14 protein-coding genes are annotated in these 12,440 nt (G+C 74.1%); 7 read left to right on the forward strand and 7 right to left on the reverse strand.

From position 1 onward, the window contains the following. Positions 1-61 precede the first annotated feature (61 nt). Positions 62-598, forward strand: a complete 537-nt coding sequence (locus O7600_RS03055) for a GNAT family N-acetyltransferase (protein WP_281592176.1) — start codon at positions 62-64, stop codon at positions 596-598. Position 599: 1 nt separating this feature from the next. On the opposite strand, the gene O7600_RS03060 is transcribed toward O7600_RS03055, so the two are convergent. Further along, positions 600-1,010 carry an MmcQ/YjbR family DNA-binding protein gene (locus O7600_RS03060; protein ID WP_281592177.1) on the reverse strand — a complete coding sequence of 137 codons (411 nt, stop codon included), beginning with the start codon at positions 1,008-1,010 and terminating at the stop codon, positions 600-602. Between the two features lie 163 nt (positions 1,011-1,173). On the opposite strand from O7600_RS03060, the gene O7600_RS03065 reads away from it, so the two are divergent. The 4 genes from O7600_RS03065 to O7600_RS03080 all read left to right on the forward strand — a co-directional run bounded on the left by O7600_RS03065 (position 1,174) and on the right by O7600_RS03080 (position 5,061). Next, positions 1,174-2,289 carry a sialidase family protein gene (locus O7600_RS03065; RefSeq protein WP_098744937.1) on the forward strand — a complete coding sequence of 372 codons (1,116 nt, stop codon included), beginning with the start codon at positions 1,174-1,176 and terminating at the stop codon, positions 2,287-2,289. Next, positions 2,286-2,582, forward strand: coding sequence for a MoaD/ThiS family protein (locus tag O7600_RS03070; RefSeq protein WP_281592178.1), 297 nt, complete (start codon positions 2,286-2,288; stop codon positions 2,580-2,582). The genes O7600_RS03065 and O7600_RS03070 overlap by 4 nt, the downstream gene beginning before the upstream one ends. Before the next feature lie 49 nt (positions 2,583-2,631). Beyond that, positions 2,632-4,572 (forward strand): beta-propeller domain-containing protein, encoded by a 1,941-nt coding sequence (locus O7600_RS03075; RefSeq protein WP_281592179.1) that lies wholly within the window; start codon positions 2,632-2,634, stop codon positions 4,570-4,572. Between the two features lie 63 nt (positions 4,573-4,635). Next, positions 4,636-5,061 carry an integrase gene (locus tag O7600_RS03080; protein ID WP_281592180.1) on the forward strand — a complete coding sequence of 142 codons (426 nt, stop codon included), beginning with the start codon at positions 4,636-4,638 and terminating at the stop codon, positions 5,059-5,061. A 229-nt stretch (positions 5,062-5,290) separates the two neighbouring features. Here the strand turns inward: O7600_RS03080 and O7600_RS03085 are convergent, their stop codons facing one another. From O7600_RS03085 to O7600_RS03110, 6 genes are all read right to left on the reverse strand, one after another. Beyond that, positions 5,291-5,650 (reverse strand): hypothetical protein, encoded by a 360-nt coding sequence (locus O7600_RS03085; RefSeq protein WP_281592181.1) that lies wholly within the window; start codon positions 5,648-5,650, stop codon positions 5,291-5,293. A gap of 58 nt (positions 5,651-5,708) precedes the next feature. Then, the gene (locus tag O7600_RS03090; RefSeq protein ID WP_281592182.1) at positions 5,709-6,278 is read right to left on the reverse strand and encodes an adenylate kinase; all 570 of its coding nucleotides are present in this window, start codon (positions 6,276-6,278) and stop codon (positions 5,709-5,711) included. Positions 6,279-6,298: 20 nt separating this feature from the next. After that, positions 6,299-7,477, reverse strand: a complete 1,179-nt coding sequence (locus tag O7600_RS03095; RefSeq protein WP_281592183.1) for an SGNH/GDSL hydrolase family protein — start codon at positions 7,475-7,477, stop codon at positions 6,299-6,301. Between the two features lie 82 nt (positions 7,478-7,559). Continuing rightward, positions 7,560-8,399, reverse strand: a complete 840-nt coding sequence (locus O7600_RS03100) for a sugar phosphate isomerase/epimerase family protein (RefSeq protein WP_281592184.1) — start codon at positions 8,397-8,399, stop codon at positions 7,560-7,562. Continuing rightward, positions 8,396-9,559 (reverse strand): dihydrodipicolinate synthase family protein, encoded by a 1,164-nt coding sequence (locus tag O7600_RS03105; RefSeq protein ID WP_281592185.1) that lies wholly within the window; start codon positions 9,557-9,559, stop codon positions 8,396-8,398. Before O7600_RS03105 ends, O7600_RS03100 begins: the two co-directional genes overlap by 4 nt. Continuing rightward, positions 9,556-10,707 carry a Gfo/Idh/MocA family oxidoreductase gene (locus O7600_RS03110; protein ID WP_281592186.1) on the reverse strand — a complete coding sequence of 384 codons (1,152 nt, stop codon included), beginning with the start codon at positions 10,705-10,707 and terminating at the stop codon, positions 9,556-9,558. The genes O7600_RS03105 and O7600_RS03110 overlap by 4 nt, the downstream gene beginning before the upstream one ends. 153 nt (positions 10,708-10,860) lie before the next feature. Here O7600_RS03110 and O7600_RS03115 point away from each other — a divergent pair, with 153 nt between their 5' ends. Beyond that, positions 10,861-11,859 (forward strand): LacI family DNA-binding transcriptional regulator, encoded by a 999-nt coding sequence (locus O7600_RS03115; RefSeq protein ID WP_281592187.1) that lies wholly within the window; start codon positions 10,861-10,863, stop codon positions 11,857-11,859. A gap of 70 nt (positions 11,860-11,929) precedes the next feature. Further along, positions 11,930-12,439, forward strand: a complete 510-nt coding sequence (locus O7600_RS03120) for a pyridoxamine 5'-phosphate oxidase family protein (RefSeq protein WP_281592188.1) — start codon at positions 11,930-11,932, stop codon at positions 12,437-12,439. Position 12,440: the final 1 nt, after the last annotated feature.

Raw genomic sequence — 12,440 nt, forward strand, 5'->3', positions numbered from 1 at the left:
GCGTCGCACCGCGGCCTGCGTACGCTGGCCCGGTACGCCGCCGCGACCGTGGAGACCAGCGATGACCAGCCCCGCACCCCGTGCCGTCCGGGTCGCCGGACCCGCCGACGTCGCCGCGCTCGTCGACCTGATCGAGTCGGCCTATCGGGGCGAGCGCGCCCGGGCGGGCTGGACCCACGAGGCGGACCTGCTCGACGGGCAGCGCACCGACCCGGAGATGGTGTCCGCCGCGGTGACCGCCCCGGACGGCGTGGTCCTGGTCCTGACCGAGCGCGACGCCCCGGTCGCCTGCTGTCAGCTGGAACGCCGCGACGACCACGTCTACTTCGGCATGTTCGCGGTGTCGCCGGGACGGCAGGGCGGCGGGCTGGGCCGGGAACTGCTGGCCGAGGCGGAGCGGTTCGCCCGGGAGCAGTGGCACGCCGGCGAGATGCGGATGACCGTCATCGTCCAGCGCGATGACCTGATCGCCTGGTACGAGCGGCGCGGCTACACCCGCACCGGCGAGCGGAGCCCGTTCCCCTACGGCGACGAGCGTTTCGGCCTGCCGCGCCGGCCGGACCTGGCGTTCGAGACGCTGCGCAGGAAGCTCGGCTGACTCACCCCGGCCGGTCGACGAGCGCGACCAGCTTCCTCGGGGCCAGCACGCAGTAGCTCTCGGTGAGCAGTTCGGCGACCTCGGTCCAGTCGGTCGCGTCGTCGAGCGCCATCCCGACCACGTCGACGCCCCAGCCGGGTGAGTAGAAGGGCGGCCCGGCCGCGAGCAGCCCGGCGATCTCGTCGCCGGGGGAGCGGAACGTCAGCACGCAGAGCGGATCGTCGCCCGTCGCGGCCCGGGCGTCGGCCGTCTGGTGGTCGGGGCCGACGGCGCGCACGTGGGCGAACGTGCGCGACCGGATCCGCCAGCGGGTGCCCACCCAGGCCGGCTCCTCGTAGGTTTCCGGCAGGCCGAGGCAGACCGGCCGCAGGCGGTCGAGGTATGCGGACGGTACGTCTCCGGGGCCGCTCATGCGCGCAGGTTAACGGCCCCCACCGACAGACCGGACGGCCGGCGCGGCGGCCTTGCCGCCGCCCGCCCGCACGCCGATTGTCGTACCCGGGGAGTACGACAGCGATGAGTTTCGGCACGGCGCACGGTCAGACCCTGGACAACGGTCGAACGGAGGCGAAGACGTGACCACCACACGGGTACTTGTCGGCACGCGCAAGGGCGCGTTCATCCTGACGTCGGACGGTCGGCGCGACGACTGGACGGTGGACGGCCCCCACTTCGGTGGCTGGGAGATCTACCACCTGACCGGCTCGCCGGTCGAGCCGGACCGGCTCTACGCGTCCCAGTCCGGCGGCTGGTTCGGGCAGCTGATCCAGCGCTCGGACGACGGCGGCCGGACCTGGAACACGGTCGGCAACGACTTCGCCTACAGCGGCGAGGTCGGGCAGCACCTCTGGTTCGACGGCACTCCCCGGCCCTGGGAGTTCAAGCGGATCTGGCACCTCGAACCCTCCCGCCACGACCCCGAGACGGTCTACGCCGGCGGCGAGGACGCCGCCCTCTACGTCTCCACCGACGGCGGGCAGAAGTGGTCGGAGCTGACCGCCCTGCGCCAGCACCCGACCGGCCCCTCCTGGCAGCCGGGCGCGGGCGGGATGTGCCTGCACACGATCCTGCTCGACCCGGCCGACCGCGACCGGATCTACGTCGCGATCTCCGCCGCGGGCGCGTTCCGCAGCGACGACGGCGGCGCGAGCTGGCTGCCGATCAACAAGGGCCTGCGCTCGGGGGAGATCCCCGACGGCGACGCCGAGGTCGGCCACTGCGTGCACCGCCTCGCCCAGCACCCGTCCCGGCCGGACACGCTGTTCATGCAGAAGCACTGGGACGTCATGCGCACCGACGACGCCGGCGCGAGCTGGCGCGAGGTCAGCGGCGACCTGCCCACGGACTTCGGCTTCCCGATCGCGGTGCACGCCCACGAGCCGGAGACGATCTACGTGGTGCCGATCACCAGCGACTCGCTGCACTACCCGCCGGAGGGCAAGCTGCGCGTCTACCGCAGCCGCACCGGCGGCGAGCACTGGGAGCCGCTGACCGAGGGCCTGCCGCAGTCGCACTGCTACGTCAACGTGCTGCGTGACGCCATGGCGGTCGACACCCTCGACCCGTGCGGGATCTACTTCGGCACCACCGGTGGCCAGGTCTACCACTCGGCCGACGCCGGTGACACCTGGGCGCCGATCGTGCGGGACCTGCCGGCGGTGCTCTCCGTCGAGGTCCAGGTGCTGCCGTGATCCGGGTGGTGCTGCCCGCCCACCTGAAGAACCTGGCGCACGTCGCCGGCGAGGTACGCGTCGAGGTGGCCGGCCCGCCCACCCAGCGGGAGGTGCTGGACGCGCTGGAGACCGCGTACCCGATGTTGCTGGGCACGATCCGCGACCGGCACAGCGGCGAGCGTCGTCCGTTCGTCCGCTTCTACGCCTGCGAGCTGGACCTGTCCCACGAGTCGCCGGACGCGCCGCTGCCCGAGGAGGTGGTCGCCGGCAAGGAGCCGTTCATCGTGCTCGGCGCGATGGCCGGCGGCTGAACCGCGCCGGCGCGGGAACCGCGCCCGGCGTGGCGACGTCTGACGAGCCATGACCTGTGCGAGAACCCGAGCCATCGGATGGGCGGTGGTCGCCGCGCTGACCCTCGCCGGCTGCACCGGGCCCGCGCCCGCTCTGCCCCCGCCGCGGGACCGGGTGCTGCCGGCCGGCGGGCTGCGGCTGGTCGCCTTCGACTCCTGTGCCGAGGCGCTGCGGCAGCTCCGCACCGCGGCGAAGGCCGCGGTCGGCCCGTGGGGGCTCGACCCGTTCGGCAGTGCCCTGCCGATGGCCGCGGCGGAGCGGGCCGACGGGGCCGTGACGAAGCAGGCGCCGGCGGTGGGCGCGGGCGGCTACTCGGGCACCACCGTGCACGAGGCCGGCGTGGACGAGCCGGACCTGGTCAAGACCGACGGACGACGCATCGTCACGCTCGGGCGCGGTGTGCTGTCCGTGATCGACCCGGTGAGCCGCCGGCTGACCGGCCGGCTCGCGCTCGACCGCACCACCGAGCGGTTCGCCCGCGCCGACGGCGATCTGCTGCTGCACGGCGACCGCGCGCTCGTGCTGCTGCGCGCCCCGTGGGTCACCAAGCCGGCCGTGGACCGGGCGGGTCCGGGTCCGGCCGAGGTGGGTCGGCCCCGCCTGGTGCTGGTCGATCTGGCCGGCGCGCCGAGGATCGTCGCCGAGTACCGGATCGACGGCAGCGTGGTCGACGCGCGGCAGGTCGGCGCGACCGCCCGCGTCGTGATCCGGTCGGCGCCGCGACTGACGTTCCCGCAGCCGCGCAAGGGCACCGACGCGCAGCGCACCGCCGCCAACCGCGCCGTCGTCGACCGGGCCACGATCGACGACTGGCTGCCCCGGTACGAGGTCCGCGAGGGCGGCCGCACCACCTCCGGGCAGGTCGGCTGCGACCGGGTCAGCCGGCCGCCCCGGTTCTCCGGGGCCTCGTTGGTGACCGTGCTCAGCTTCGACCTCGGCGCGGGCGCCCTCGGCACGGGCGACCCGGTGAGCGTGGTCGCCGACGGCGACACCGTCTACGGCACCGGCCCGCGCCTCTACGTGGTCAACGACCAGCGCTGGCGGGCGCGTGACGGCGGGTTCGGGGCGACCGGCACGGAGATCTTCCAGTTCGACACCTCCGCGGGCACCCCGCGCTACGTCGCCGCCGGCTCTGTGCCGGGGTGGCTGATCAACCAGTACGCCCTGTCGGAGTGGAACGGTCACCTGCGGGTGGCGACCACCACCGGTGACGTCTGGGGTGGCGGCGGCCGCTCCGAGTCGGGCGTGTACGTGCTGCGCGCCGACGGCCCGGCGCTGACCCCGGTCGGCCAGGTCACCGGGCTGGGCCGGGGCGAGCGGATCCACTCCGTCCGGTTCCTCGGCGACACCGGTTACGTGGTGACGTTCCGGCAGGTCGACCCGCTGTACACGGTGGACCTGCGCGATCCGGCCGCGCCCCGGGTGACCGGCGAGCTGAAGATCACCGGCTACTCGTCGTACCTGCACCCGGCCGGGGACGGTCGGCTGTTGGGGGTCGGGCAGGAGGCGTCCGTCCGGGGTCAGGTCCAGGGCACGCAGGTGTCCCTCTTCGACGTGACCGACCCGACCCACCCGTCCCGGATCGCCCAGCACCATGTCGCGGAGGGCTGGTCCGAGGTGGAGTCCGACCCGCACGCCTTCCTCTACTGGGCGCCGGAGCGCCTGGTGGCCGTCCCGGTCGGCCGGCCCGGCGTGGTGACCGACCGGGCGGGCGCCGAGGGCGGCAGGAGCGGGCCGAGTATGGGCGTGCTGGTGCTGCGGGTCACCGACACCGGGTTCACCGTCGCCGGCACGGTCGAGCATCCGACGTCCCTGCGCGACGGCGGGGAATGGACGCCGATCCGCCGGTCGCTGGTGGTCGACGGGGTGTTGTGGACGGTGTCCGACGCCGGGTTGAAGGCGACCACCCTGTCCGGCATGACGCCGCTGGCCTGGGTGCCGACGTTCTGACCCGTGCCGGCCGCTCGGGTAATCGGGTGGTCCGACCCGGACGCGCCGGGCAGCATGGCCTCCGTGCGTACGCGACTGCGGCGGTTGTGGATCGACGGGCGGATGGTCACCTGGCGTGCGGAGATCCGCCACGTGCCGGGCAGCGGTGACTGCCATCGGTGCATCCGGCTGCGGATCTGGGGCGCCGGGAAGACCGGCGAGGCGCTCCAGGCCGATCTGTTGTCCACCGCCTGGGGCACACCGTGGTCCGCGTGCGCGACCGACGGCGCCTACCCGACGCCGGCCGACGTGCGCGACGTCGTCGGGTACGCCCTGCGCAACGGCTGGCGGCCCGACCGTCGTGGCGGCACGTTCGTGCTCGCCGAGCAGGAACACGCGCATCGGTTCCGGTGGCCCGACTTCCTGCTCACCGACCGGCTTCGCGGCCCCGGCGGCGGCGACCCCACGCGGCGCGTCGCCGAGGCGCAGCCTACCCCGGCGGTCGGTTGACCGGCGCCGGCCGGCTGGCCGACGGCTGCCGGGCAGCGTCCCGGAGCCACTCCGGAACCGTACCGTCGCGGTGAGACGAGTGGTCACCTGAGACTGATATACCGCTGAGTCATGATTATGACCCAGCGGTATATCGGTGCGAAGTGATGGTGTCCCGACGCGTCATCACGGACAGTGACACGGTGGGCCGGGGCGAGGCCGCGCAGACGGGGCCGTCGAGCGGAGCAACCTAGCGCAGGTGGCGCAGCGCGGCGTCCACGGTGTCCTCGGGCGTGCTGTTGAAGGCGATCGCGGCGCCGGGCGCGTGCCGTCGGACCAGGTTGACGACCCGCTCGAAGAACCCGACCAGCGGCTCGTGCTTGCGGATCCCGCCGCCGATGACCACGCAGGCGTAGTCCCGGCGGGTCAGCGCGGCCGCGATCGCCTGCTCGCCGTCCGCGTCGGCCGCCGTCAGGCACAGGTCCGCCTCGATCCCGTGCTCCGCGAAGCGGGCGTGGCCACTCGCGATCGCGGCCAGGACCGGTTCCGGGTCCCAGTCCGGGAAGCGGGTCGGGTCGAGACCGACGACGAGCACCGGGCCGTGTGCCACGCGTCCTCCTCCGGCTGTCGGGTGCGGTGCCGCGTCGGTCCCGCAGGCACCGCCCCCATCAGACACCGTCGACTGTCGCACGGCCAGCCCGTCCGGCGGCGGAGGCCGGCAGACCAGCCACCCAGCGGTCCAGGGCCGCCGGGTCGCGGAACAGCAGCACCGGCGGCCCGGCCGGGTCGGCGTGCCAGGCACGCATCCGCCGCCGGGCCCGGCCGAACGCGGCGACGTGCCACACCAGGACCGAGTCGCGGGACACCACGCTGCGCAGCGACTCCCGGTTGCCGTTGCAGATCTCCTCCCCGCTCACCAGGCGTCGGGCGGTGCGTCGCAGCAGCCGCCAGAAGGAGAGCCGGCGCGGGTAGTCCAGGCCGACGACCAGGTCGGCGCGGGCCAGCACGACGTCCCGCCAGCCGTGGTACGCCCCGTCCAGGATCCAGCGGTCGCGCCGGCAGACCGCCTCGATGCGGCGGCGCTGCTCGTCGACCGGCACCTCCACCCAGCCGGGCTGCCACAGCAGGTCGTCCACCGGGCACCACGGCAGGTCGAGGCGCTCGGCCAGCCGCTGCGCCAGTGTCGACTTGCCGGCGCCGTAGACCCCGTAGACGAGGATGCGAGCCGGTGTCGTCACCGCCGCAGCCTACGTCCTCGTCACCGCCCCGCGTCGGCGGCGAACGGACCCCCGGGGCCGAACACCAGAGCGGCGAAGCGCTCGCCGATGCGGCGGTCCGCGACCGGGTCGGGGTGCAGCTCGTCGGGCAGCGGCAGCTCGGCGAAGTCCGCCTCGCCGTAGAGGTCCAGCCCGTCCAGGTAGTGCAGGTGCGGGTCCTCGGCGGACCGGGCGGCGACGATCCGCGCCAGCTCGGCGCGGATGACCCTCAGGGTGAGCTTGCCGGCGGCCCGCTCGGCCGGGTCGCCGGTGGCGCGGAACCGCAACGTGCCGGTGCTGAAATCGGCGGCGCCCGGGCCGGGCGTGTCCTCCTGGATCGGGCAGAGGATGGACGACACGACCAGCAGCGGGGTGTCCGGGTGGCCGTCGCGCAGCGTGTCGAGGAAGCCGTGCACCGCGGGGGTGAACGCGCGCAACCGCATCACGTCGCTGTTCACCAGGTTGATGCCGATCTTCACGCTGATCAGGTCCGCCGGGGTGTCCCGCATGGCCCGGGCGGTGAACGGGTCGAGCAGCGCGCTGCCGCTGAACCCGAGGTTGACCAGTTCCACCCCGGCCAGGCCGGCGGCGATCGCCGGCCAGGTGCCGGTCGGGCTCTCCGCATCCGAGCCGTGGCTGATCGAGCTGCCGTGGTGCAGCCACACCCGCCGGCCCCGGTCGCCGACGGTCTCCACCGGCGCGTCGGTGCGCAGCGCCACCAACTCGGTGATCTCGCGCTGCGGCAGCCAGATCTCGACGTCCTTGTCGGTGGCGGGCAGGTCGGTGAAGCGGACGGTGCCGACCGGACCGGGCTCGGTGGTCGCCGTGCCGGTGGTCAGGTCGATGGTGAGCACCTTGCCGCCGTCGGCCGTGGCCTGCCCGGTCAGACGCCCGTCGACCAGCAGGTCGTAGCGGCCGTCGGGACGCGGCGGGGTGCCCCGGTAAACCATCTTGGTGGGAAGCACGTCCAGCTCCACGGCGGTGGCGCGGCTGCGGAACACCAGCCGTACGCCGGACGGCATCGCCGAGGCCATCGCCACCTGCGGGTCGGTGTTGCGGGCCCGGGCCGGCGCGGGCAGCCGGTGCGGCAGCACCCCGTGCGCGGTGCGTTCCAGGTCGAGCGCCCCGCGCAGCAGGTCGGTGGTGATGGGCGTGGTGATCCAGGGCTGGGCGGACGTCATGATCAGATCCTGCCCCGTCCCGGGCCGTGCGGCCACCTGATTCGTCCGACAGGCCCGACTCGTGCCGCCGGCGGCGACCGCCTCAGTCGGCCAGCACCAGCTCGACGTAGCGCTCGGCCACGGTGGCGAGGACCCGGTCCGGGTCGGTCGCCCACACCTCGGCGTTGAAGATCTCCACCTCGGTGTCGCCGGTGTACCCGGCGGCCTCCACGGCCCGGCGCAGCGGCGGGAAGTCGATGTGCCCGTCGCCCATCATGCCCCGTCCGAGCAGCACGTCGGCCGGCAGCGGGGTGAGGAAGTCGCACACCTGGAAGCTCGCGATGCGGCGCCCGGCGCGGGCGATCTGCCGCCACACGTCCGGGTCCCACCAGACGTGGAACGTGTCCACCACGACGCCGACCTGGTCGACGGGGAACGCCTCGGCCAGGTCGAGCGCCTGCCCGAGCGTGGACAGCACCGCCCGGTCGGCGCAGTACATCGGGTGCAGCGGCTCCAACGCGAGGCGTACCCCGCGCTCGCCCGCGTAGGGGGCCAGCTCGGCCAGGGCGTCGGCGACCCGCTGCCGGGCGCCGGACAGGTCACGGGAGCCCGGCGGCAGGCCGCCGACGACCAGGACCAGGCAGTCGGTGCCGAGCCCGGCCGCCTCGTCGACGGCGCGCCGGTTGTCGGCCAGCGCCTCGGCCCGGGCGGCATCGCCGTCGGCGGTGAGGAAACCACCCCGGCACAGCGACGACACCCGCAGCCCGGCGTCGGCGACGAGCGTCGCGGCGGCCGGTACGCCGATCTCGGCGACCGGCTCGCGCCACAGCCCGATGGCCGGGATGCCGGCGCGGACGCAGCCGTCGACCGCCTCCCGCACCGACCAGCGTCGCGTGGTGCGCTGGTTGAGCGACAGCTTCGCCAGCCGCGGGTCGGCGGTCATCCGGCCACGCCCGCGACGTCGAGGTACGCGCGCATCCGCCGCGCGGCCAGCTCCGGGTCGAGCAGCAGCCCGGCGCTGTCGGCCAGCCGGAACGCCTCGACCAGGTGCGGGACGCCGCGCCCGCCCTGCAGGCCGCCGACCATGGTGAAGCCGGGTTGCAGGCCGCGCAACCAGGACAGGAACGCGATGCCGGTCTTGTAGTAGCGCGTGGGCGGGGCGAACACGTGCCGGGACAACGGCACGGTCGGGTCGAGGATCGCCCGGAAACCGGCCTGGTCCCCGGCGTCGAGCCGGCGCAGCGCGGCCGACGCGGCCGGGGCGATCGCCGCGAACGCGCCCAGCAGGGCGTGACTGGACCGCGCGCCGTCGCCCTCGATCAGCTCCGGGTAGTGGTAGTCGTCGCCGGTGTAGACCTTCACCGTCGGCGGCAGCAGCTCGCGCAGCCGCACCTCCCGGCCGGCGTCCAGCAGCGACACCTTCACCCCGTCGACGACGTCGGCGTGGGCGTGCACCAGCGCGACGAACGTCTTGGTCGCCTCGTCCAGGTCGGTCGAGCCCCAGTAGCCGGCCAGGGCCGGGTCGAACATGTCGCCGAGCCAGTGCAGCACCACCGGCGCGCCGGCCTCGCGCAGCACCCGCTCGTAGACGCGCACGTAGTCGTCCGGTCCGGTGGCGAGCGCGGCGAGCTGACGGCTGGCCATCACCACCGCGACCGCACCGCACTCCTGCACGTACCCGACCTGCTCCGCGTACGCGGCGACGACCTCGTCGAGCGTGTCGGGCACGCCGGGCAGCTGGTCGGTGGCCGCCCCGGCGACGATCCGTCCGCCGCACGCGGCGGCCTCGGCGGCGCTGCGCATGATCAGCTCGCGGGTGGCCGCCCAGTCCAGCCCCATCCCGCGCTGCGCGGTGTCCATCGCCTCGGCCACGCCGAGCCCCCACGACCACAGGTCGCGCCGTACGGCGAGGGTGGCGTCCCAGTCCAGTCGCGCGGGAGCGTCCGGAGCGTTGTCGGCGTACGGGTCGGCGACCACGTGTGCCGCCGCGTACGCGATCCGGCTGGCCGGCGGTCCGTCCGGCCGCTGCCAGCCGGCCGGTTCCCGCAGCGTGCGCGACTCGGTGCCGCCACCGGGCAGGGGCAGGGTGATCCGCGCGGTCACCGGGTGATCTCCTCGACGGTGATCCGCCGGCCCTCCCGGGCGGAGCGCAGGCCGGCGTCGGCGAGCTGCACCCCGCGGGCGCCGGCCATGAAGTCCCACGGGAACGGCTCGTCGTCGACGACGTGCCGCAGGAACGACTCCCACTGCACCTTGAACCCGTTGTCGTAGTCGGCGTTGTCCGGCACGCTCTGCCACTGGGCGCGGAACGGTTCGGTGACCGGCAGGTCCGGGTTCCACACCGGCATCGGGGTGGCGCCGCGGTGCTGGATGCGGCACTCGCGCAGCCCGGCCACCGCGCTGCCGTGCGTGCCGTCGACCTGGAACTCGACCAACTCGTCCCGGTACACCCGGACCGCCCACGAGGAGTTGATCTGCGCGACGATGCCGCCGGCCAGTTCGAAGATCCCGTACGCGGCGTCGTCGGCGGTGGCCCGGTAGGTGACCCCGTTCTCGTCCACCCGCTCGGGCACGTGCGTGGCGGTGACCGCGGTGACGGCGGTGACCGGGCCGAAGATCTGCTCCAGCACGTAGTGCCAGTGCGGGAACATGTCGACGGTGATCCCGCCGCCGTCCTCGGCGCGGTAGTTCCAGCTGGGTCGCTGCGCGTCCTGCCAGTCGCCCTCGAACACCCAGTAGCCGAACTCGCCGCGCACGGACAGGATCCGGCCGAAGAAACCGCCGTCGACCAGCCGCTTGAGCTTGCGCAGCCCGGGCAGGAACAGCTTGTCCTGCACCACGCCGTTCTTCACGCCCCTCGCCGCGGCGAGCCGGGCCAGTTCCCGCGAACCGGCCAGCCCTTCGGCGAGCGGCTTCTCGGTGTAGACGTGCCTGCCGGCCTCGATCGCCGCCCGGATAGCCTTCTCCCGCTGGGCGGTCACCTGCGCGTCGAAGTAGATCCGGTGGGCGTCGTCGGCGAGCGCCGCGTCCAGGTCGGTGGTGTACGAGTCCAGCCCGTGCCGGGCGGCGATCTCGGCGAGTCGGGCCTCGTTGCGGCCCACCAGGGTCAGCTCCGGCCAGATGCGGCTGCCGTCCCGGGCGGGCAGGCCGCCCTGCTCGCGGATGGCGAGCAGGGATCGGACGAGGTGCTGTCGGTAGCCCATTCGTCCGGTCACGCCGTTGAGGATGATCCCGACAGACCTGCGCTCCACGTGGGTGTCCTTCCGGGGTGGTCGGTCACGCTCCTGAAGGCGCTTTCAGTAAGCGCTTTCAGGATGTTACGGTAGCCACGCCCCGACAGCCGGGTCAAGACGTTCCGTAGGGGGAGATCGATGCAGCCGCGGACGCACGTGACCCTGGAAGACGTGGCCAGAGCCGCCGACGTCTCGCTGGCCACGGCCTCCCGGGCGCTCAACGGCATGCGTGTCACCCCGCAGTTGCGCGACCGCGTCCTGGCCGCCGCCGCGCAGCTCGCCTACACCCCGAACGCGCACGCCCGGGCGCTGGCCGGCGCCTCCCACCGCACCGTCGGCGTCATCTGCCACGACGTCACCGACCCCTACTTCGCCGCCGTCGCCGGCGGCGTCATGCGCGTCGCCGGCGCCAACGACCTGCTGGTGATGCTGGCCAGCACGTTCCGCGACCCGGAGCGGGAGATCGCCTACGTGTCGATGCTGCGCGCCGAACGCGCCCCGGCCATCCTGCTCATCGGCTCCGGCTTCGAGGACGCCCGCTGGGAGCGGGCCATGGAGGCCGAGCTGAAGCCCTACCTCGACGGCGGGGGCCGGGTCGCGGTGGTCAGCCGCCACCGCAGCCTCAAGGTCGACAGCGTGCTCCCGGAGAACCGGGCCGGCGCCGCCGCCATGGCCCGCACACTGCTGGAGCTGGGCCACCGCCGCTTCGCCGTGCTGTCCGGCCCGCGCGCGCTCACCACCGTCATCGACCGCCTCGGCGGCTTCCGCGACGAGCTGGCCGCCGCCGGCGTGACGCTCGACCCGGCCGCCGTGGTCGAGGGGCCGTTCACCCGCGACGGCGGCTACCAGGCGATGACCGAGCTGCTCACCCGCGGACTGGACGCCACCTGCGTCTTCGCGGTGACCGACGTGATGGCCATCGGCGCGTACGCGGCACTGCGCGACCACGGCCTGTCCGTGCCCGGCGACGTGTCCGTCGCCGGCTTCGACGACATCCCGATCGTCCGCGACCTGACCCCGCCGCTGACCACCGTGGCGCTGCCGCTGCAACAGCTCGGCGAGAAGGCGATGGAGATGGCGCTCACCGAGAACACCGGCCGTCGCCGGCGGATCGTGCGCATGGACGGCGAGGTGGTCGTGCGGGCCAGCACCGCCAAGCTCGGCGCGTGACCTGACCCCGGCGCGGGACCACCCGTGGATGAACGGCCGGGTAGGGTGCCGGCATGATCAAGGACGCCGCGTGCCGGTGACGAATCCGTGGCTGGGCGGGCCGACGCCCACCGGGAAGCTGGACCGGGACCGGCTCGAGGAGCGCATCCTCAACCTGCTGTCGTCGCAGAACATGTGCGTGCTCGCCACCACCGGTCCGGACGGGCCGCTGGCCACCCCGGTGCGCTACTACCCGCTCGACCTCGCGCTGATGTTCACCGCCGCGCCGCGCTCACCGAAGATGCGCAACATCGCCGCCGACCCGCGCGTGTCCGTCGGCGTCTTCGCGCCCCTGGTCGGGCTGGCCAGCAGCCGCGGCGCGCAGATCTTCGGCACCGCCCGGGTGCTCGCCCCCGACCACCCCGACCACGCGCACCACTGGTCGGCGTTCCGCTGGCAGAACGAGCACGTCGAGCGCGGCCGCCCCCTGTCCGAGCCGCCCCAGGAGACGCTCGTCGTGATCGAGGCCGACCGGATCGTCTACACCGAGCACTGGCTGCGCCGCGACGGCTACGCCCCGCGCCAGCACTGGCGCCGCTGAC

This window comes from Micromonospora sp. WMMA1998, from assembly GCF_027497375.1.
GTDB lineage: Bacteria > Actinomycetota > Actinomycetes > Mycobacteriales > Micromonosporaceae > Micromonospora > Micromonospora sediminicola.